The following is a 19,937-nucleotide window of genomic DNA, read 5'->3' as shown; positions in this document are numbered from 1 at the left end:
CAGACCCGTTCTGCGGCGATGTAGGTTGCATCGCTTCGTGTTTCGGTGAAGCCTGATAGGCGCTGTGGCTCACGTCACTGCTCCCGACGAGGCTAGGACCACCGATGACGACACCCGCCCAGCAGGCCCCGGCCGAGAAAGGTTTGGCGCGCGTAGCGCAAGCGCTCGCCAAGGGAACCGAGAAATGGTTTCCCGACGCGTACATCTTCGCCCTCGTCGGCGTGGTGGTCGTTGCTGTTGCTGCCTTCGCCAACGGGTCGTCTCCGCAGAATGTGGTCGACGCATTCGGAAACGGTTTCTGGGACCTGACGGCCTTCACGCTGCAGATGGCGATGGTCGTGCTCACCGGGTACGTCGTGGCAACCTCTCCACCAGTCGCCAGATTGATCACCCGATTGGCGCAAGTGCCCAAGAGCTCCAGTAGCGCAGTCAGTTTCGTTGCACTGCTGTCCTGTTCGGTCTCGTTCCTCAACTGGGGTCTGAGTCTGGTGTTCGCTGGTCTACTGGCCCGTGCCATCGCGCGCCGTGACGATCTGCGGACGGACTATCGGGCTCTGGGAGCTGCGGCGTTCATGGGCCTCGGCGCGGTCTGGGCGCTCGGCATGTCGTCCTCTGCTGCTCAGCTGCAGGCGACGGCCAGTTCGCTTCCGGCGACACTGCTTTCGGTCACCGGTGTACTCGACTTCGGCACCACCATCTTCACGTGGCAGTCGTTGCTGATGTGCGTCATCATCATCGTGTTGACGGTCGTCATCGCGCACGTGTCGGCACCGAAGGGCGCAGCAATCAAAACTGCCGCGGACATGGAGGTCGATCTCGACGACACCGTCACCGAACCGGCACCGCGCAGCAGGCCGGGGGAGTGGCTCGAGTACAGCCGCATACTGCCGCTGTTCGCCGGAGCGATGACTCTGGGATGGCTTGTCTCTCAACTGTTGACACTGCCGATTCTGTCCGTGGTCAGCAGTCTCAACGGATACCTGCTGGTGTTTCTGATGCTCGGACTCGTCCTGCACGGCACGCCGCGCCGATTCCTCGATTCGGTCAGTAAGGCAGTCCCCGCCACCGCAGGCATCCTAGTGCAGTTTCCGCTGTACGCCGCGATGGCGGCAATGCTGACCAAGGCGGAGGGCAGGGGAGGCGTCACGATCTCCGAGCATCTCGCGAATTTCTTCACCGACATCGGCAGCGGTGGCGGATTCGCCGTGGTCATCGCGATCTACACCGTCGTCTTGGGATTGTTCGTGCCCTCCGGTGGTGGCAAATGGCTCGTCGAAGCGCCGTACGTGATGCAGTCGGCCACCGATGTGCAGATGAACCTGGGCTGGACCGTCCAGATCTACAACGTCGCCGAAGCGCTGCCGAACCTGATCAACCCGTTCTTCATGCTGCCGCTGCTGGCCGTTCTGGGGCTGCGAGCGCGAGACCTGATCGGATTCACGTTCCTGCAGTTCATCTTCCACTTCCCGGTGGTCCTGCTGCTCGTGTGGCTCCTCGGCATGACCTTCGACTTCGTGCCGCCGGTCATCCCGGCCCAATAGCAGCCCGATATGATCGTCACCGCTGGAGCGAACCTCCGGCGGTGGCCCCTATAGCCCAATTGGCAGAGGCAGCGGACTTAAAATCCGCACAGTGTCGGTTCGAGTCCGACTGGGGGCACCAGTGCCGCCGAACTCGAAGTTAGGGATGGATTTCGGGCGGATTTCGTCCCTAACTTCGAGTTCGACTGAGTTGAGTTGGCATACGGGCCAAGGCGTTCCTCGCCGCGTCTGTCGGCTGTCGGCTGTCGGGTGTCGATCTCGGATCGTCCCGCACCCTGTTCACGTATAGGGGTAGGGCAGGTCGGTGTCGACGTCTTCGTCGACGAGTAGCTGGCGTCCGAGTTGTGGGAATGCGCGTTGTGAACACGAGGTGCGTTCGCACACCCTGCATCCGGGACCGATGGGAATCGATGCGCCGGGGGAGTGCAGCGGTAGGTTGTCGGCGTAGACCAGTTTGTGAGCATAGGCGATGTCACATCCGAGGCCGATCGCGAAACTTTTCCGTGGTGATCGGTATCCGAGTCCGCCACTGTCGGTGGCGCGCGCAATCCACAGATAGGAGCGGTCGTCGGGCATGGTGGCGATCTGTGTGAGAATTCGCCCCGATGCCGCGAATGCGTCATGCACAACCCACAGTGGACAGCTTCCACCGACACGTGAGAAGTGGAATGCACTGGCGGACTGACGTTTCGAGATGTTTCCGGCTCGGTCGGTGCGGATGAAGAAGAACGGAACGCCCTTCGCCCCTGGTCGCTGCAGCGTGGACAATCGGTGACACACGGTTTCGAAGCCGACCTCGAAGGTCAGCGACAGCAGATCGATGTCGTATCGCAGCGACTCCGCAGCGGCGAGGAACCGTCCGTAGGGCAACAGCAGGGCTCCGGCGAAATAGTTGGCCAGCCCGACGCGGGCCAGCTCTCGGGCCTGAGTGCTCAGGTTCGTATCGGCATCGACGATCGTGTCGATTGTCGTCGACTGCGAGAGAAATGCCAGCTGGGTTGCGATCTGGTAGGCGCGTTGCCCGGCGGTCAGTCGACGCGCGAGCAGGAGAGTCCCGCCGGTGTCGTCGAAGATTCGTTTGGGGCCGAGTGCGCCGGGATCGTCGTCGCCGATAGTCACCGTGATGCCGTGGTCCGCTTCGATGACCCGTGCGAGTTGTAGATCGAGCGCCCCGATACTGAGCCCAGTTCGCTCGAAGAGTTCCTCAGCCGCAGTATCCAATTCGGGGATGTGATTGCGCCGGTCGTAGAAGAAGTCTCGGACTTCCTCGTAGGGCATCGGGGCGTGACCGCCCGTCGGGACATCGGGTTTGGGCCCGTCGAGTCCGACCGTGAGCCGATCCACCTGATCGGTCGCTGCATGGAGCTTGCGGTGCAGCGACACGAGGGTGCGCCCGATGTCCGGCATGCGCGCGACCAATTCCTGGATGTCGGACATCGACACCTCGCCTCGGTCGGAGGTTTCGGTGAGTACATCGTGCAGGTCGGCGACGAGGCGAGCGTCGGTGTCGGTGGCGAAGAACGAGGGGTCGAGCTCGAACATTGTGTTGAGCTTGAGCAGTACCTGGACGGTCAGAGGTCGTTGGTCGTTCTCGAGTTGGTTGAGGTAACTCGGCGAGAGCTCGAGTGTCTTCGCCAGCGCGGACTGCGTCAGCTGTCGTTCCTCGCGTAGGCGACGCAGCCGCCCGCCTGCGTAGATCTTCTGCATCTTTGTCGCTGCCTCCTTCGGGTGTCGACACTGTAGCCGAACTGGACTTCGCAACATTTGCCGATTTGCAGGAATTGCCTCGCAAAAATAGGCATTTGCGATGTCTTCCGCAGGTCCGGACTCGTGCGTAGCTTGTGAATGAAGCGTAGTAAGCCCTTTCATCAGCACGGAGGATTTTCTGTGAAGACCCATCTCGTACGCACCCGTACATCCGCCGAGGACTTTCCCCAGTCCGAGCACCTGGCTTGGAAGGTCGCCGAGGTCGCCACCGACGCAGTGGAGGTACCCGAAGCGACGGCCGAGATGATCGTCAACCGGATCATCGACAATGCCTCGGTGGCTGCGGCCTCGCTGGTGCGCCGCCCAGTGACGAGTGCTCGCACACAGGCGCAGGCGCACCCGTACAGCCCCGGTGCCACTGTGTTCGGAATCGGTGGAAAGTACTCACCCGAGTGGTCCGCGTGGGCCAATGGGGTAGCGGTGCGAGAACTGGACTTTCACGACACGTTCCTCGCCGCCGAGTACTCCCACCCGGGGGACAACATTCCGCCGATCCTCGCAGTCGCCCAGCACGCCGGGCGCTCGGGGCGCGATCTGATCCGCGGTCTGGCCACCGGGTACGAGATTCAGATCGACCTCGTTCGCGCAATCTCGTTGCACGAGCACAAGATCGACCACGTTGCCCATCTCGGTCCCTCTGCTGCCGCCGGTATCGGCACCCTGCTCGGCCTCGACACCGAAACCATCTACCAGGCCGTCGGGCAAGCGCTGCACACCACGACAGCCACCCGTCAGTCCCGCAAGGGGTCGATCTCGAGTTGGAAGGCCTACGCCCCTGCGCTCGCAGGGAAGGTTGCCGTCGAAGCCGTCGATCGAGCACTGCGCGGCGAGGGTGCCCCGTCGCCGATCTGGGAGGGTGAGGACGGGGTCATCGCGTGGCTTCTCGGGGGACCGAACGCGGAATATCATGTGCCGCTTCCCCGCCCGGGTGAAGCCAAGCGTGCAATTCTCGACAGTTACACGAAGGAACACTCCGCCGAGTACCAGAGTCAGGCCCCGATCGACCTCGCCCGACGAATGCGGGAAAAGATCTCCGATCTCGAACAGATCGAGACGATCGTGTTGCACACCAGTCACCACACGCATTACGTCATCGGCACCGGCTCGAACGATCCACAGAAGTTCGATCCCACCGCCTCCCGGGAAACCCTCGATCACTCGGTGATGTACATCTTCGCAGTCGCGCTCGAGGACGGAATCTGGCATCACGAGCACTCGTACGCCCCCGAACGCGCGCAGAGGCCGAACACCGTCGCGTTGTGGAACAAGATCTCGACCGTAGAAGACCCCGAGTGGACGCGCCGATACCACTCTGTCGATCCGGACGAAAAGGCGTTCGGTGCACGCGCGGAGATCACGCTGAAAGACGGCACGGTCATCGTCGACGAACTCGCGGTCGCCGACGCGCACCCCCTCGGTGCCCGCCCGTTCGCCCGCGAGCAGTACATCGCGAAGTTCCGTTCGTTGGCCGATGGTGTGATCGCACCCTGGGAACAGGATCGCTTCCTTCGCGCAGCCGAGCGGGCTCCCGAGCTCGCCGCAGGTGAACTCGATCAGCTGACCTTCACCGTCGCCGACGATGTTCTCGCGCGGGCTCCTAAGACCCCGAAGGGCATCTTCTGATGCCGGGCCTCATTGCGGCCTCGACGTCGGCCGCGGACAAGCGTATTGCGTTGCGCGCCACGCTTGCGTCGACGTCGATCACTCGGCTTCCCGGCGCTATCAACCCGTTGACCGCAAAGTTGATTCAGGAGATCGGCTTCGAGGGGGTCTATATCTCCGGTGGCGCATTCTCTGCCGGGCTCGGTCTGCCCGACATCGGACTCACCACGTTGACCGAGGTCATCACCCACAGTGCGCAGATCGCGGCCGTCACCGACTTGCCGGTACTGATCGACGCCGACACCGGATTCGGTGAGCCGATGTCCGCGGCACGCACGGTGCTGGCGGCCGAGGATGCGGGGATCGCCGGGCTGCACCTCGAAGACCAGATCAACCCGAAACGCTGCGGGCACCTCGACGGCAAAGCGATTGTCCCGATAGAGGAGATGGTGCGACGCCTCCGCGCGGCCGTCACCGCGCGGCGAGATCCGAACTTCGTCATCTGCGCCCGCACCGATGCAGCGGGTATCGACGGAATCGACGCCGCGATCGAACGAGCCAGATCTTATGCCGACGCCGGAGCAGACCTGATCTTCACCGAGGCGCTCGCCGAGGAAGCCGACTTCGTGAAGTTCCGTGCTGCAGTGGACATCCCACTGCTGGCGAACATGACCGAGTTCGGCAAGTCCGAGCTGATCTCCGCGCAGAGACTCGAGGACATCGGCTACAACGCCGTCCTGTACCCGGTCACCATGTTGCGACTGGCCATGGGTGCCATCGAAACCGGACTGCGTGAAATCCACGACCGCGGAACGCAAAAGGGACTCCTCGACCGGATGCAGACCCGCTCACGTCTGTACGAGTTGCTCGAGTACGACAAGTACAACGAATTCGATACCGGAATATTCAATTTCACGTTAGGGACGAAGTCATGACCGAAGCCATCTACAAGGGGCTGGCCGGTGTCGTGGTCGACACCACCGCTATTTCCAAGGTCGTCCCCGAGACGAACTCGCTGACCTACCGCGGATACGCCGTGCAGGATCTCGCCGCGCACTGCAGCTTCGAGCAGGTCGCGTATTTGCTGTGGCACGGTGAGCTCCCGTCCCTGCAGCAACTCGAACTGTTCGTTCAGCGCGAGCGAGCCCAACGGCGAGCAGACCGCTCGTTGCTCTCGCTCGTGACGAAAATGCCCGACAATTGTCATCCGATGGATGTCGTGCGCACCGCGATCAGCTATCTCGGTGCCGAAGACCCTGCCGAGGAGGATAATTCGGTGTCGGCGAACCTGGCTAAGGCGCTGCGCATGACGGCAGTGTTGCCGACCATCGTCGCCGCCGACCATCGCCGCCGACACGGCCTCGATCCCATCGCCCCTCATTCGCATCTTGGATTCGCGGAGAACTTCCTCTACATGTGCTTCGGCTCCGTTCCCGAACCGGAAATCGTCAAGGCCTTCGAGGTTTCCCTGATCCTGTACGCCGAGCACAGCTTCAACGCCTCCACCTTTGCTGCCCGCGTGGTCACCTCGACACTGTCGGATATCTACAGCGCCGTCACCGCCGCCATCGGAGCGCTGAAGGGTCCGTTGCACGGCGGTGCCAACGAAGCTGTCATGCGAGACATGCTCGAGATCGACGACCCCGAACGGGCCGCACAGTGGCTGCAGAACAAACTCGCAGCCAAAGACAAGGTCATGGGGTTCGGTCACCGTGTCTACAAGAACGGCGACTCACGCGTACCGACGATGAACGCAGCATTCCGCGACGTCGCCGCGGTGACCGGCGGAGACAAGTGGGTGCGCATGTACGATATGCTCGAAAAGACCATGCACGATGCCACCGGCATCAAACCCAACCTCGATTTTCCTACCGGTCCGACGTACTACCTGATGGGCTTCGACATCGACGTGTTCACACCGATTTTCGTCATGAGTCGCATCACCGGTTGGACGGCTCACATCATCGAGCAAGGTGCGTCGAATGCGCTGATCCGACCACTGAGCCAGTACTCGGGAGTGCCGCAACGCGCTGTCGTCGCCTGACGCCGGCCAACCCGTTGGTCCGATTCCCCACTGCACGTCGGGTGGCCGCTGTTCTCGACCTGGTCGCTGGATCGAGCCCGCTTTCGACGGCTCGGGTGCGGAGAGATGAACAAGTGCGATGATTTCTGTCATGGCACGGGACGTCACGGGCACGGTGCGAGGCATTACCCTTCAGCAGTTGCGCTACTTCGTAGAAGTGGCCGCCGAGGGGTCCATCAGTGCCGCGGCGGACTTGCTCTACATCGCGCAACCGACCATGTCGGCCGCATTGAAAGACCTGGAACGTCGCGTGGGTCGGACCCTCTTCGTTCGCTCGACCCGTGGGGTGACACTCACGGAGGATGGAACCGAATTTCTCGGCTACGCGCGCCAGGTGGTCGAGCAATCAGAACTCTTGGAACAGCGGTACCTCGGCCGCGGGCCCGCTCGCCGGCTCTTGGCCGTCTCGACTCAGCACTACTCATTCGTCGTCGACGCTTTCGTCCGCATGGTGAAAGCCTCTGAGGCTCCGGAGTATTCGTTCAGTCTTCGAGAGACCCGTACGTGGGAAATCATCGAGGATGTCCGCACGCTCCGCAGTGAACTCGGTGTCCTCTATCGCAACGAGTTCAATGCAAGCGTGATCGACAAGCTGATTCGCGAAGCGGGTCTTGTTTTCACGCCGCTGTTTCTGGCATCGCCGCATATTTTCATCGCTCGCACGAATCCCCTGGCGGGGCGAAAGAGTGTGGAGCTGAGTGATCTCGAAGAATTTCCGCGTCTCACGTTCGACCAGGGCGCGAACAATTCCTTCTACCTCTCCGAAGAAATACTCTCCACCCGTTCGTCCAAACAAGAAATCCGGGTGAGCGATCGTGCCACCATCTTCAACCTCATGATCGGTCTGGGCGGATACACGATCTCCACCGGCATTGTCTCGGATGATCTCGATCCGTCCATCGTCGCTGTTCCGCTCGATGTCGACGATCGCATCGAGATCGGTTGGATCGGTCATGCCTCGGTGTCTTTGACCGTCCAGGCTCAGCGCTTCGTGGCGGAGATGCGCGACGTCGTGTCTGGTTTCGGCGTCGACTTATTGACATAGCCATTGCCTATGGCCAGCCATAATCGAGAGTGATTAGGCTATGTCGACTGGTCGATTTAGGCTGATGCTCAGGCCGCTTCGGACAGCTGCCTCCCGGTTCTATGGACCTGAGAAATCGGCCCGACCATCGAGTAACTCGGTCGAAGTGTTGCGAGGGCTCAGGCAGTGAACCCGTGTGGTGACGCGTTCGTCACCACATTCACCGCACGTGATTGGGGTTACTAATCAGCATGAGGAACGACTGCACTTTCAGCATCAGCACGACGCGCTTCGGCGAGGATTACACCCCGTCGACGAACTCGCGTCGCACGACCAACTTTGCGAATCTTGCACGCGGCGAGGATGGTCGACAGAACTTGCGTAACGCGGTGACGATGATGAACACCCGTCTCAACGAGGTGGTTCACTGGGACAATCCACGTGGTGACCGCTACGCACTCGAACTCGACATCATCTCGGTGGATCTGCAACTAGTATCCGTCGGGGCCGACGCCGCATTTCCGGTAATCGAAATTCTCGATGTCGGAATAGTCGATACCACTACCGGCACCCGCACAGAGGGCATCGTCGGAAACAACTTCTCCTCATACATTCGCGACCACGATTTCGTTGTTCAGCTCCCGAAGCACCGAGCGACGGGAATTCCGAACGACTTCGGCGATGTACATGGTCAGGTCTTTCAGCGTTTTGTCGATTCGCCCGAGTACCGTGAACGGTTCTCGCAACCACCTGTCATCTGTATCAGTGTGTCGACTTCCAGTACCTACCGTCGCCTCACGAATCATCACCCGGTCCTCGGGCTCGAATACGGGGCAGAGGACACCTCGATCACCGATCAGTACTTCGGAAAAATGGGTCTCGGGGTTCGCTACTTCATGCCCAAGGGATCCGTCGCTCCCTTGGCGTTCTACCACTGCGGTGACTTGCTCAACGACTATTCGGTCCTGGCACTCGCGGGCACGATCGCGACGATGGAGACTTTCCAAAAAATCTATCGGCCTGAAATCTACAACGCGAATACTGCTGCCTCGGAGGTCTACCAGCCGAGTCTCGACAACGAAAACTATTCACTTCCGCAGGTGAGCTACGACCGTGTCGAGCGCAATCGACTTGCGACGACACAGGCAGAGTTCGCCGACGTGAATCTGATGCAACCGTATGGGTCAGTCCTGAAGCGGTGGGCTACCGATCGATGCGCCTGACCGAGCGAGACCGAAAGGTATAAGAGATGTTCCCACTCCTGCCCACCTCGATCGTCGGAAGCCTACCCAAGCCCTCGTGGCTCTGTGAGCCGAAGAAGCTCTGGTCGCCGTGGAAATTACCAGACGACGAACTGCGCGAAGGAAGACTCGACGCTCAGGCGCTCGCAGCTGATGAGCAGCGTCGTGCCGGTCTCGACATCATCAGCGATGGTGAACAAACGCGTCAGCACTTCGTGACCACGTTCATCGAGCATCTCGAGGGTGTCGACTTCGATCGACGCGAAACTGTGCGAATTCGGGACCGATACGATGCGAGCGTTCCGACGGTTGTCGGTGCGGTGAGCCGCGAACAATCAGTGTTTGCCGCAGATGCAACGCGCCTTCGAGCAGTGACCGACCAGCCGATCAAATGGGCACTGCCCGGCCCTATGACAATGATCGACACGCTCTACGACAACCACTACAAGAGTCGCGAGAAGCTGGCATGGGAGTTCGCGACTCTTCTGAACCAAGAGGCAAAAGACTTGGAAGCGGCAGGCGTCGACATCATTCAGATCGACGAGCCCGCATTCAACGTGTTTTTCGACGAGCTCGAAGACTGGGGAATCGCGACACTCGAGCGTGCAATCGAAGGGCTGAATTGCGAAACAGCCGTACACATCTGTTACGGCTACGGCATCAAAGCCAACACCGACTGGAAGGCAACTCTCGGGGCCGAGTGGCGCCAGTACGAACGGTCGTTCCCACTGTTGCAACAGTCTTCGATCGACATCGTGTCGCTGGAGAGTCACAATTCGCGCGTACCTGTCGACTTGATCGAACTGCTTCGAGGTAAGAAGGTCATGCTGGGTGCGATCGATGTAGCAAGCGACACCGTCGAGACTGTCGAGGAAGTCGCTGAAACCCTCAGTCGCGCACTTCCGTTCGTCGACGCAGACAAGCTCTACCCAAGTACGAATTGCGGTATGGCGCCACTCGACCGACGCGTCGCACGAGACAAGATGGTCGCGCTCACCGCTGGCGCGGAACTCCTGCGACGTCAATTGTCCGAGTAGTTCTCTGCCGAACTCGAAGTTGTGGATGGATTTCGGCCGGATTCCGTCCACAACTTCGAGTTCGACCGACGGTGTCAGGTTGCCCGGTTGGTTTCGTGTACCTCGATGTCGGCGTGATCACCGGAGTCGTCGCGTTGGCCTGCTGGGATCTTCCGCATGATCAGCCAGGAGGCGCCGCCTGCGACGACCATCAAGCATGCGGCGATACCAGACGTGATGGTCACGCCACTGGTGAAGGCGTCTGCGGCCGAGTCGAGCAATCCACTGGCCTGTTCGGCCGGCAGTCGGTCCGCTACGGCTTGGGCACCGCCGAGGGTTTCTCGCGCCGCGGAAGTGTCGAAACCGGCGTTCTCGGGCGTGACGACGTTGGCACGGTACTGCGCCAACAGGATTGCACCGAGCACGGACGTACCGGTGACGGCACCGAGCTCGTAGGCCGTCTCGGAGATAGCGGCCGCGGCACCGGCCTTTTCCGGGGGAGCTGTGGACAAGATCATGTCGTTCGAGATGGTCTCGGCAACTCCGATACCTGCTCCGAGGGCCGCGAACGCCGCGACGAAGGACCACACCGATGTCGGCTCGGCGAACACCGCGATCGTTGCGTATCCGAACGCCGCCAACATCATTCCGCCCGAGATGATCATGGCAGGCCGCAGCATTCGTGCCAGTACGACTGCCAGGAGGCCTGCGGTGATCATCGCCAGAATGCCGGGCAGCAAGCGGAGCCCAGCTTGCATCGGGCTCAACCCGACGACGAGCTGAAGGTGTTGCGATACGAAATACAAGAATCCGACGAGCGCGAATATCGCGAGCAGGTTGACCAACACTGCGCCGGCGAAGGCAGGCACGGTGAACAGGCGAACATCGAGCATCGGGTCGGGTCGGCGGAGCTGCCTGCGTACGAACATCCAGACTGCCAGTGCTCCGATCAGCGCGGGTAGCGCCGTGCCGAACAAGCTTCCTCCACTTGCCAAATCCTTGATTGCATAGACGATCGGGGTCAAGGCGAGTAGGGACAGGGCGATGCTGATGCCGTCGATGCGCGCAGGATCGGGGTCCTTCGATTCGGGTACCAGAACCGGTGCCAGTAGCAGCAACGGCACCAGGAGTGGAATCGCGAACAAGAACACCGAACCCCACCAGAAGTGCTCCAACAAGAATCCGCCGACGACAGGTCCCATAGCCGCACCCGCTCCGATGGAGGCCGACCAGATCGCGATCGCCAGACGGCGTTCGGAGCGATCGGTGAACAGATTGCGCAATAGAGACAGGGTCGCGGGCATCAAGGTGGCACCGAAAAAGCCGAGGCCGGCACGTGCGGCTATCAACATCTCGGGCGTCTGCGAGTAGGCCGCAACAACGGATACCGCTGCGAAGCCGGTCGCGCCGATGAGCAGTAAGCGTCGTCGTCCGATTCGGTCGCCCAGGCTACCCATCGCGACGAGCAGCCCTGCCAAGACGAGGGGGTAGGCGTCGATGATCCAGAGTTGTTGTGCGCCGGATGGTTCGAGAGTTTCGGCGATCGAAGGTAAAGCGAAGGACAGCACTGTGTTGTCGATCGCGATGATCAACACGGGCAGCATCAGGACAGCGAGCGCGCACCATTGGCGAACCCCCGCCGTTCTGTCGTGCGAGAGGTGGCCCGGAGTGGGCGGACTTGTGAGTTCAGGCATGTGCCGTCTTCCGATGAGGTTGGGCGGGTCTTCGTTACTGTACCAACCAGACGGTGCAGTAACGAAGCCGAAGCCGCGTTCGCCCGTAAACTCGCCCTGTGCCTCCTCCTCCTGTAGCGCGTGACAAGTCGTTGAACGCTTTCGTCAAGCTCGTGCTGGAGCAGGGGGAGAAGGCGGCGACCCTCGATGCGGTTGCCGCTGCTGCCGGGATCTCGAAGGGCGGCTTGATGTACCACTTCCCCAGCAAGGAAGCCTTGGTGGAGGGTTTGATGCGTGTCGTGGAGGAGCTCGCGGCCGAGGATGTTCGACGGATGAGGGAGCATCCAGAGGGCCCAGCGGATTACCACATACGCACATCGACGTTCCACGACACTGCTGTCGATCGTGCCGTGGTTGCCACGATGCGGCTGAGCCAGGGTGCGAACGAGCTTGCGCAGCAGACCCTGGAGCGAATCCGGCAATCCTGGTTGGATGCGTTGAACGAGCAGATCGCTGATCCGGCGGTCGCAGAAGCGGTCCTTCTGATGGGCGACGGCCTCTACTTCGCCGCAGCATCGGCCGGAACGGACCACCGATCGCCCGACCACATCGAGGCGTTGGTAGGCGTTGTACACAGGCTCATCGACTCTCGTCCCTGAAGGAGCCACGTGGCTCATCGCCCGACGCTGCATTCACACCGTGCTCGCAGTGCTGGGTGGTGACTTCAGAAGGGCGTCCCTCCCGCTTGCGGGGCGAACGCTGCCCGATGCACGCCATGAATGTGGACAAGCACTGATCGGGTCGAATTCCGCAGCACCCCTGACCGCCGTCTATGGATTGGGGCAGATGCTAGGACCGCTGATGGTCGCGCCGGTCATCGGCGATGGCTACCGAGTTGCATTCACCATTGCGTTCGTCGTACTCGCCTGTGCTACCGCGCTTTCCGTGATCATCGCACGGAAAACCCTTCCCCGGAGATCAGACTGGAAGGCGGTCGGTCAGTTCAAGCATTTTGCCAATCGGTGAAAGCAACGTCGAGAAACCAACGAACGGCTCGTGGCGGCATCGGTCCATCACGCCACGCCAGCCGCACCTGGGTCGGCGGTGCGCCGTCGATAGGGACAAACCGTAATCCGGGGTGAGAGATCCGTCGTGCGGCCAGTTCCGGAACAATGCCGATTCCGCGTCCAGCAGCGATATTCTCGAGCCACTCCTCGAAATTTCGGCAGGTGATCACCACTCGCGGTACACCGTTTTCGGCAACCGGAATGGAGTCGGCTGTTGTGGAACCGGACAGCGTGTTGACCACCAATGGACCGGGTGGGAGCGAGTCCCACCGCACCTCGGTGGCATCACCGAAGGAAGGGTTCGACCGGCTCACCGCAAGAATTCGTCGTTCGGTGCCGACCTGACGAGTCACCGTGCCGGCGGTCAAATGATGTGGGCAACTTCGGTAGAGCGCCACATCGACGTGGCGCGCATCCAGAGCTGCGAGAGGGTCGTCGACGCGGCGCACGTCCACGTCCGCGGCGTATTGACGTACGAGAGAGGCACGCGTGGCAGCGAACCATCCGTCGGGGAGCAACCATGCAAAGCCCAACCGCACGACCGGGTGGTCGTCGAGATCTGCGATCAGTGAATCCACCTCTCCCAGGATTCTGCGTGCACGCCCCAGCACGACCAATCCGTCCTCGGTCAGTTCGGCAGTACGGGACTCGATCAATCGACGCCCGCAACGCTGTTCGAGTTGACGAACCGAACGCGTCAGTGTCGGCTGCGAAACGCGCAGTTCGGCGGCTGCGGCGGTGTGAGTGCCACAGTCCGCCAGAGCGACCAACGCGCGCAGGTGTCTCAGCTCGACCTCCATACGTCCAGCGTATATCCACCGGTGCTCGGCGTATTGGCCTGCTGCGCCGATGGCTCCTACTCTCGGACTCACTGCCCCACCCTTCACTAGGAGTTTCGATGTTTCGTTACGAGTCGTTGCAGGTGCCTATCGTCGGAGCGCCGATGGCGGGAGGCCCGACGAGGCCTGACTTGGTTGCAGCAGTACGGAATTCAGGTGGACTGGGGTTCCTTGCCGCGGGTTATCTCACCCCGGAAAGGTTGACCGCGGACATCGTTGCCGTTCGCGGTGCTGGCATAGAAACGTTCGGGGTCAATCTGTTCGTCCCCGAGTACGGGCAGGTTGTCGACACCGAGGACATTGCGCGGTATCGCGCGCTGCTCCAGCCCTACGCCGATGATCTCGGCGTCGAACTCCCCGCCGACAGCACCCTTGCCGAAAATATCGACGACTACTGGGAGGAGAAGCTCGACATCGTCGTGGCCGAAGCCATCCCGGTCGTGTCTTTCACCTTCGGGTGCCCGAGTGCCGACATCATCGCCCGCCTGCACGAGGCCGGGAGCGCCGTCACCGTCACCGTCACCGACGAAGAGGACGCCCGCGCGGCGGTCGATGCAGGCGCCGACTCCCTGTGCGTGCAAGGCCCCGATGCCGGCGGGCACCGCTCGACCTTTCGCATCGATGCCGAGAGTTCGGACATTGCCCTCGACGAGTTGATTCCTGCGATACGCCGAGCAGTGTCGGTTCCCCTCGTGGCGGCTGGCGGGATCACCACCGCGTCCGATGTCCGTCGAGTCCTGGGCTACGGGGCAGTGGCGGCTCAGGTCGGAACCGCCCTGCTCCGGTCGCCGGAAGCCGGGACGAAGCCTGCCCACGCCGCCGCCTTGGTCGATCCTCGGTTCACCGAAACGGTGGTCACTCGAGCCTTCAGCGGCCGTCCCGCCCGAGCCTTGCGCAACAAGTTCGTCGATCGGTTCGATACAGGATCGTCACGCCAGTACCCCGCCGTGAACACGCTGACCGGCGGCATCCGCAAGGCCGCAGCGAACGACCCTCACGGCATCAACCTGTGGGCCGGTGCCGGGTACCGCAGCGCTTCCGCTGACCCGGCAGCGCGAATTATCGAAGAATTGGCCTCGGAGTTGTGAGGAATGTCCAGGTGTAAAAACCGCACGGATCGTGGTGTTTGAACCCACGCTCCAAAACCCGCATCGGGTGTACGGGATTGAGTACCGTCGTAGACATGCAACTGACTCGCTTCAGCGATCTGGCCCTACGGGCGATGATGTTGCTGGCAGCCGCCGGCCCGGACGGCCCACGGATGACTACCGGAGCCATTGCAGTTCGAGTCAACGCATCGGAACACCATGTAGCGAAAGCGATTACACGCTTGGTCGGATTGGGCTGCGTCCGTGCGCAGCGCGGCCGCACCGGTGGGCTCTTCCTCACCGACACGGGCCGATCGATATCGGTTGGCCACCTGATCCGTCAACTCGAAGGCGATCGCGAAGTCGTCGAGTGCGTAGGGGACCAGCCCTGCCCACTTCTTGCCGCCTGCCGATTGCGGCATGCCCTGGCCGTCGCCAAAGAAGCGTTCTATGGCGAACTCGACCGCTACACGATCGACGATCTAGCCGCGTCCCCGACCATTCCACTCGCAATGGTCGCTTTTCCCTCACCCTGACCTGCCATTTCGACGTCGGCGGTCCATTGGAAGGAATACCTGTGTCCACGTTCGGTCCCCTCACTGTCGAGCACGAGCTCCAACCCGATCACGTCGACGTCGTCAGAGCGACGTTGCCGTTGGTGGGTGCCAATATCGACGCCATCACAACAAACTTCTATGCGCGCATGTTCGCCGCACGACCGGAGCTGCTGCGAAATCTGTTCAACCGCGGGAATCAGGCACAGGGAGCGCAGCAACGAGCTCTGGCCGCGTCGATCGCGACGTACGCCACTCATCTGGTGGACCCGACGCTGCCGCACCCGGACGAAATGCTGTCCCGGATCGGACACAAGCACGCATCTCTCGGAATTACCGCCGACCAGTACTCGATCGTGTACGAGCACCTCTTCGCTGCGATCGTCGACGTACTCGGTGCCGAGACAGTGACGACTAAAGTCGCCGAAGCCTGGGACCGGGTGTATTGGATGATGGCCGACACTCTCGTCTATCTCGAGAACCGCCTTTACGAGAGCGCGGGAGTGGTTGCGGGACAGGTCTTTCACCGCGGAATCGTCACTACGCGCACCGAAGATCCGTCCGGGGTAAAGGTGATCGGTGTGACCGGCGACTGGCCGGAGCTTCGAAAAGAGCACCAGGGTGGGTACGTCTCGGTCGGAGTGACTCTGCCCGACGGCGCGCGACAGATCCGCCAGTACAGCCTCATCTCCGGCAGTGACACAGGCGAATTGACGTTCGCCGTCAAGCCTGTCGTCGCCAGGGGTGGCTGCCCGGCAGGTGAAGTGTCGAACTGGATCTCGAGCACGCTACGCCCGGGAGACCTGGTCGACATCAGCATCCCGTTCGGTGATCTGCCGACAGCCGACATCTCTGCGGGGCCCGCCGTATTGATCTCGGCCGGCATCGGCATCACGCCGATGAACGGGATCCTCGAACACCTCGTTCTGGCGGACAGTCGATCCGAGGTGCTGGTTGTCCACGCAGACCGTAGCCCCGTCAGCCATCCGCTTCGGACGCGTCAGCGACAACTGGTCGACGCCTTGCCGAACGCCGTCCTCGAACTCTGGTACGAGGAGCCCGGCGATGTGGCCGATGCACACCATGGGCGGTTGGATCTCACTCTTGTCGACCTTCCGCAGGGTGCGACGTTCTTCGCCTGCGGCGGTACCGGTTTCGTGCGGGCCGTCACTTCGCAACTCGTCGACTGTGGGGTCGACAAGTCGCGTGTCCATTGCGAACTGTTCGCCCCGGACGAGTGGTTGCTCGGCGCAAGCGTCGGCCGGTAGCCGCGCCGGCGTCCCGGGCCACCTTCGGTCAAAGTCCGTACTTGCCGTCGGCCCAGTACGGGCGCACAGTAACGCTGCGCCTTGCCAAGCCGAGCCCCTCGATGAGTGCTTTCCTGTGGCGTTGGATCGATTGGGCGTGGCCGAGCAGCCAGGCTCCACTGATATGCCCGAGGTCCCCGGCGACGATGGCGGCCTCCAGCCATGACTGCAGTGCGTCACCGGGTGCGTCGGTTGCGGGCACGAAGCGATACTTCGGCCATCGGATTGCCAAGTAGGGGAGAGCTTTCGCTCTCACTTCGATGACTATGTCGGCCACTGGGTTGTCCTGGCCGTAGGCATCGAGCGTGCCGAGAGAGCACGCGTCACCGAGACACAGGCGTCGGGTTCCATTCCTGAACGACGAACGGTGCCTGCCCGCCAGCAGGGTCATGTCGTCGCCGGGCCGCAGCCGGCTGATCCATGCGGCTCCCGGTCCCGATGGCGTGGTGTCCACGAGGATTCCGATGCGTTCCAACTCTTGGCTGTTGTTTACCGTTCGGACGGTGTAGCGGCGTCCGAGAGTGGGGGTCACTCGAAATTGGATCTCGTGGCCTGGGTGCCACCCGCCCGGCGGCGCGTCCGCAGCCAGCTGTAGTTCGATGAAGCCGGGGGCCGGAGCACTCACGTCGAGCACGCGAGCCCGTCGACCCAACGCCGATTGTGCCAAATTTCCTATGAATGCTGGTGATTGGGGCACGGGGGTCCTCGATTCGACTGGGTGCGCCGATGCCTCGTGGCGCGGGGTTGGTTGACGGGTTTTCACTCGACCGACGCAGAAGGTGCCGGTTCGTTGCTTGTTTCGGCTGCCGGCAGAAAGAAGGCGATGAGTAGGGGGATAGCGCTCAAACCTATTGTCCACCAGAAGCTATGGGCGAAGGCCGCGAGCTGGCCGGCCTGAGTCGTGGCATCGTCGAGCAGATTTTGGAGGATGATTGCGATGACTGCGACGCCGAAGGGTGCCCCGACACGTTGGACCACGCTGAAGGCAGCACTGCCTCTCGGCGCTTCGTCGTGACCGAGGCTCGCGAAGGCGAGGGTCATCACCGGGAACGTTGCGGCACCGAAACCGATACCCTGCAAAACCTGGCCGGCCAGCATCAACGCAGTCCCGCCTTCCGCACCCGCGAGAGCGAACGGCAGGATCCCGATCATCGTCATGAGCACCCCTGTGGCGACGACGATCCGGGCGTCCACGGCGGCCGCGAATCTGCGTAGGACGAGGAAGAACAACATCGTTCCGAGCCCCTGCGGGATGAGCAACAATCCGGTGGCGAGCACCGACTCGCCACGGACCTGCTGATAGAAGAGCGGCAGCAAGAACATGACTGCGTACACCGAAAATCCGCTGACGAAAGTGATGATGCTGGTCAAGCCAAAGCTGCGTCGCGTGAACAACCGGACGTCCAGCAGCGCTGGGCGTCGGGCATGCAGCGAGTGGAACGTGAATGCTGTCAGTAGTGCAATCCCGCCCGCGATGGGCGACCACGCTGCGACGGCGAGGAATCCTCCGTGTTCCGGTGCCTGGCTGACGCCATAGGCGATCGCCACAATCGCGGGGGTGAGCAGAGCGAAGCCGAGTAAATCGAACCGATGATGACGGCTGCCCGAAGTGGCGGGCAGAACCCACGGTCCCATTGCGAGTGCAGCGAGGCAGAAGGGGACGTTCGCGAAAAAGAGCCAATGCCAGTGCAGTGACTGCAGAATCAACCCTCCGAGAACCGATCCCAGGATGGGCGCGAGTTGGGCAGGCAGTGCCACTGCGATCATCGCGCGACCGATTCGCGGTTTACCCGCCGCGCGCGTGAGGATCGAGATCGTGATGGGGAGAACCATGCCTCCGCCGATTCCTTGAAGCACTCGGAATCCGATGAGCGCCGGCAGCGAGTCGACCACTCCGCAGAGGATCGAGCCGGCCAAGAACGTTCCGACCGCAACCATCCACGCATTTCGCGAACCGATTCTCTCGGAGAACCATCCGCTGACGGGGATGACCGCGACGAACGCGAGTAGGTATGCGGTTGTCACCCATTGGGTTTGCGCCACCGATGCGCCGAAAGCCGTATGCAGGTGATCGAGAGCGATATTGACGATTGTGGTGTCGAGAAGCGTCGTGAAGGCACCGAGGACCAGTACCAGGCTGATGGCATTCAGTCTGCGGTCGGTTACCGCAGCAGAAGGGGGAGAGAAAAATGTCATGCAGCTAAACTAGACGGTTCAGTTTAGTAGCGCAAGACGGTACGGTACAGTTCACTTCGCAGGCAGATTCGAAGGAGATGACGCGGATGAACGACCCCAGAGCTACGAAGCCGGTCCGTGAAGGGTCCCCACTCAAGCGCGCGGCGATCGTCGCCGCAGCGCGCGAGCTGTTCGTCCAGCAAGGAGTCGATCGCGTCAGCATGGATGCCGTTGCGTCCAGTGCGAAGGTGTCCAAAGCGACTGTCTACGAATACTTCGGCGACAAACGCCGCCTTTTCCTGGCCATACTCGCCGATGTTTCGCAGTCCCTGCTGACGACAGTGCAGCTCACGCTCGACAAGCATCTGTCGGACACGGCGCCCATCACGACCGTGCTGCAGTTGCAGCAGACGCTCACCGAAGTTGCCATCGACTTGGGGCAATCTGTTGTCGGTTCGGCTGACTACAGCGACGGATTCGCACTCGTCGCACAAGAACGACTGCGTACGCCATCGACCGAAGACGACATCGCAACGGACGCCGTTGTTCTGGCCCTCGCCGAGCGTCTCGGGCATTTCGTGGACGTTGGGTTGGTAGAGACCGACCGTCCAGAATTGGCGGCAGAGCATTTCTTCGCATTGACTGTTCTGTTGGCATTCGACCGACACCCCGGCCCAGCCAATCGCGACGCTCAGGGCATTCGCCAGACAATGATCGACGGTGTGCACGCCTTCGTTCGTGCGTATTCCCCGCGCTAGAGACCGTTGCTGTCCAGTCGGGTCCAGTCGTCAGATGGAAACGCCGTGGCGGCGATCTCCGAGAACGCGTTCGGCCACAAGGGCTTCCATGGCGGCCGAGAAGGGCTCATGTCTGCCCTCCGTGACGGCAACATTGCCTGTGTATTCCGAGTCGTTGTTCGTAGTCGAGGTCATTGTCGGGCATCTCCATCTCGTTCGGTGT

Annotated in this window: 18 protein-coding genes and 1 tRNA gene; 13 read left to right on the top strand and 6 right to left on the bottom strand. The window is 61.7% G+C overall.

Translation table 11 applies throughout. The features are described 5' to 3' along the window. Window positions 1–104: 104 nt before the first annotated feature. Both J2X62_RS02340 and J2X62_RS02335 read left to right on the top strand, forming a co-directional pair. On the top strand, window positions 105–1,541 hold the full coding sequence (locus J2X62_RS02340; protein ID WP_310177031.1) for a TIGR00366 family protein: 1,437 nt from the start codon (window positions 105–107) through the stop codon (window positions 1,539–1,541). A 44-nt stretch (window positions 1,542–1,585) separates the two neighbouring features. Next, window positions 1,586–1,662 (top strand) — tRNA-Leu (locus J2X62_RS02335). A gap of 158 nt (window positions 1,663–1,820) precedes the next feature. Here the strand turns inward: J2X62_RS02335 and J2X62_RS02330 are convergent. Next, window positions 1,821–3,248, bottom strand: a complete 1,428-nt coding sequence (locus J2X62_RS02330) for a short-chain fatty acyl-CoA regulator family protein (protein ID WP_179274202.1) — start codon at window positions 3,246–3,248, stop codon at window positions 1,821–1,823. Between the two features lie 180 nt (window positions 3,249–3,428). Here J2X62_RS02330 and prpD point away from each other — a divergent pair, with 180 nt between their 5' ends. The 6 genes from prpD (at window position 3,429) to J2X62_RS02300 (ending at window position 10,295) form a co-directional block, all read left to right on the top strand. Continuing rightward, the gene (gene prpD / locus J2X62_RS02325) at window positions 3,429–4,931 is read left to right on the top strand and encodes a 2-methylcitrate dehydratase PrpD (protein ID WP_310177023.1); all 1,503 of its coding nucleotides are present in this window, start codon (window positions 3,429–3,431) and stop codon (window positions 4,929–4,931) included. Further along, window positions 4,931–5,845 carry a methylisocitrate lyase gene (gene prpB / locus J2X62_RS02320; protein WP_310177018.1) on the top strand — a complete coding sequence of 305 codons (915 nt, stop codon included), beginning with the start codon at window positions 4,931–4,933 and terminating at the stop codon, window positions 5,843–5,845. Before prpD ends, prpB begins: the two co-directional genes overlap by 1 nt. Further along, complete coding sequence (locus J2X62_RS02315; protein WP_310177017.1) at window positions 5,842–6,954, top strand: bifunctional 2-methylcitrate synthase/citrate synthase; 1,113 nt, start codon at window positions 5,842–5,844, stop codon at window positions 6,952–6,954. The genes prpB and J2X62_RS02315 overlap by 4 nt, the downstream gene beginning before the upstream one ends. Before the next feature lie 130 nt (window positions 6,955–7,084). Then, window positions 7,085–8,038, top strand: a complete 954-nt coding sequence (locus tag J2X62_RS02310; protein WP_057473974.1) for a LysR family transcriptional regulator — start codon at window positions 7,085–7,087, stop codon at window positions 8,036–8,038. 230 nt (window positions 8,039–8,268) lie between these two features. Then, entirely contained in the window at window positions 8,269–9,240 is a 972-nt protein-coding gene (locus J2X62_RS02305; RefSeq protein WP_094694691.1) for a putative oxygenase MesX, read from the top strand. A 26-nt stretch (window positions 9,241–9,266) separates the two neighbouring features. Next, window positions 9,267–10,295 carry a methionine synthase gene (locus J2X62_RS02300; protein ID WP_310177006.1) on the top strand — a complete coding sequence of 343 codons (1,029 nt, stop codon included), beginning with the start codon at window positions 9,267–9,269 and terminating at the stop codon, window positions 10,293–10,295. Window positions 10,296–10,369: 74 nt separating this feature from the next. Here the strand turns inward: J2X62_RS02300 and J2X62_RS02295 are convergent, their stop codons facing one another. After that, the gene (locus tag J2X62_RS02295) at window positions 10,370–11,968 is read right to left on the bottom strand and encodes an MFS transporter (RefSeq protein WP_371832699.1); all 1,599 of its coding nucleotides are present in this window, start codon (window positions 11,966–11,968) and stop codon (window positions 10,370–10,372) included. 98 nt (window positions 11,969–12,066) lie between these two features. Between J2X62_RS02295 and J2X62_RS02290 the strand changes: the two genes are divergently transcribed. Beyond that, window positions 12,067–12,606 carry a TetR/AcrR family transcriptional regulator gene (locus tag J2X62_RS02290; RefSeq protein ID WP_310177004.1) on the top strand — a complete coding sequence of 180 codons (540 nt, stop codon included), beginning with the start codon at window positions 12,067–12,069 and terminating at the stop codon, window positions 12,604–12,606. Window positions 12,607–12,950: 344 nt separating this feature from the next. On the opposite strand, the gene J2X62_RS02285 is transcribed toward J2X62_RS02290, so the two are convergent. Then, window positions 12,951–13,886: a LysR family transcriptional regulator gene (locus tag J2X62_RS02285; RefSeq protein ID WP_310177002.1), complete on the bottom strand. Its 936-nt coding sequence runs from the start codon at window positions 13,884–13,886 to the stop codon at window positions 12,951–12,953. 26 nt (window positions 13,887–13,912) lie between these two features. Here J2X62_RS02285 and J2X62_RS02280 point away from each other — a divergent pair, with 26 nt between their 5' ends. From J2X62_RS02280 to J2X62_RS02270, 3 genes are all read left to right on the top strand, one after another. Next, window positions 13,913–14,941, top strand: a complete 1,029-nt coding sequence (locus J2X62_RS02280) for a nitronate monooxygenase (RefSeq protein WP_310177001.1) — start codon at window positions 13,913–13,915, stop codon at window positions 14,939–14,941. 95 nt (window positions 14,942–15,036) lie between these two features. Further along, a complete protein-coding gene (locus tag J2X62_RS02275; protein WP_048319493.1) occupies window positions 15,037–15,477 on the top strand; it encodes an Rrf2 family transcriptional regulator in 441 nt (146 codons plus the stop codon). Between the two features lie 41 nt (window positions 15,478–15,518). Then, window positions 15,519–16,763: a globin domain-containing protein gene (locus tag J2X62_RS02270; RefSeq protein ID WP_371832700.1), complete on the top strand. Its 1,245-nt coding sequence runs from the start codon at window positions 15,519–15,521 to the stop codon at window positions 16,761–16,763. Between the two features lie 28 nt (window positions 16,764–16,791). Here the strand turns inward: J2X62_RS02270 and J2X62_RS02265 are convergent, their stop codons facing one another. Next, complete coding sequence (locus tag J2X62_RS02265; RefSeq protein ID WP_283548572.1) at window positions 16,792–17,427, bottom strand: hypothetical protein; 636 nt, start codon at window positions 17,425–17,427, stop codon at window positions 16,792–16,794. Between the two features lie 134 nt (window positions 17,428–17,561). Continuing rightward, window positions 17,562–18,998, bottom strand: coding sequence for an MDR family MFS transporter (locus tag J2X62_RS02260; protein ID WP_310176996.1), 1,437 nt, complete (start codon window positions 18,996–18,998; stop codon window positions 17,562–17,564). An 86-nt stretch (window positions 18,999–19,084) separates the two neighbouring features. Between J2X62_RS02260 and J2X62_RS02255 the strand changes: the two genes are divergently transcribed. After that, on the top strand, window positions 19,085–19,735 hold the full coding sequence (locus tag J2X62_RS02255; protein ID WP_310176993.1) for a helix-turn-helix domain-containing protein: 651 nt from the start codon (window positions 19,085–19,087) through the stop codon (window positions 19,733–19,735). Window positions 19,736–19,765: 30 nt separating this feature from the next. On the opposite strand, the gene J2X62_RS02250 is transcribed toward J2X62_RS02255, so the two are convergent. Then, window positions 19,766–19,909: a hypothetical protein gene (locus J2X62_RS02250; protein ID WP_156394549.1), complete on the bottom strand. Its 144-nt coding sequence runs from the start codon at window positions 19,907–19,909 to the stop codon at window positions 19,766–19,768. Between the last annotated feature and the right edge of the window lie 28 nt (window positions 19,910–19,937).

This window comes from Rhodococcus sp. 3258 (genome assembly GCF_031456475.1).
Classification (GTDB): domain Bacteria; phylum Actinomycetota; class Actinomycetes; order Mycobacteriales; family Mycobacteriaceae; genus Rhodococcoides; species Rhodococcoides fascians.
This window is presented reverse-complemented; position numbering and strand designations above follow the sequence as displayed.

Coding starts and splice junctions, on each gene's coding strand:
- J2X62_RS02340 (WP_310177031.1), top strand. CDS start 105: ATGACGACACCCGCCCAGCAGGCCCCGGCCGAGAAAGGTTTGGCGCGC.
- J2X62_RS02330 (WP_179274202.1), bottom strand. CDS start 3,248: ATGCAGAAGATCTACGCAGGCGGGCGGCTGCGTCGCCTACGCGAGGAA.
- prpB (WP_310177018.1), top strand. CDS start 4,931: ATGCCGGGCCTCATTGCGGCCTCGACGTCGGCCGCGGACAAGCGTATT.
- J2X62_RS02315 (WP_310177017.1), top strand. CDS start 5,842: ATGACCGAAGCCATCTACAAGGGGCTGGCCGGTGTCGTGGTCGACACC.
- J2X62_RS02310 (WP_057473974.1), top strand. CDS start 7,085: ATGGCACGGGACGTCACGGGCACGGTGCGAGGCATTACCCTTCAGCAG.
- J2X62_RS02305 (WP_094694691.1), top strand. CDS start 8,269: ATGAGGAACGACTGCACTTTCAGCATCAGCACGACGCGCTTCGGCGAG.
- J2X62_RS02300 (WP_310177006.1), top strand. CDS start 9,267: ATGTTCCCACTCCTGCCCACCTCGATCGTCGGAAGCCTACCCAAGCCC.
- J2X62_RS02295 (WP_371832699.1), bottom strand. CDS start 11,968: ATGCCTGAACTCACAAGTCCGCCCACTCCGGGCCACCTCTCGCACGAC.
- J2X62_RS02280 (WP_310177001.1), top strand. CDS start 13,913: ATGTTTCGTTACGAGTCGTTGCAGGTGCCTATCGTCGGAGCGCCGATG.
- J2X62_RS02275 (WP_048319493.1), top strand. CDS start 15,037: ATGCAACTGACTCGCTTCAGCGATCTGGCCCTACGGGCGATGATGTTG.
- J2X62_RS02260 (WP_310176996.1), bottom strand. CDS start 18,998: ATGACATTTTTCTCTCCCCCTTCTGCTGCGGTAACCGACCGCAGACTG.
- J2X62_RS02255 (WP_310176993.1), top strand. CDS start 19,085: ATGAACGACCCCAGAGCTACGAAGCCGGTCCGTGAAGGGTCCCCACTC.
- J2X62_RS02250 (WP_156394549.1), bottom strand. CDS start 19,909: ATGACCTCGACTACGAACAACGACTCGGAATACACAGGCAATGTTGCC.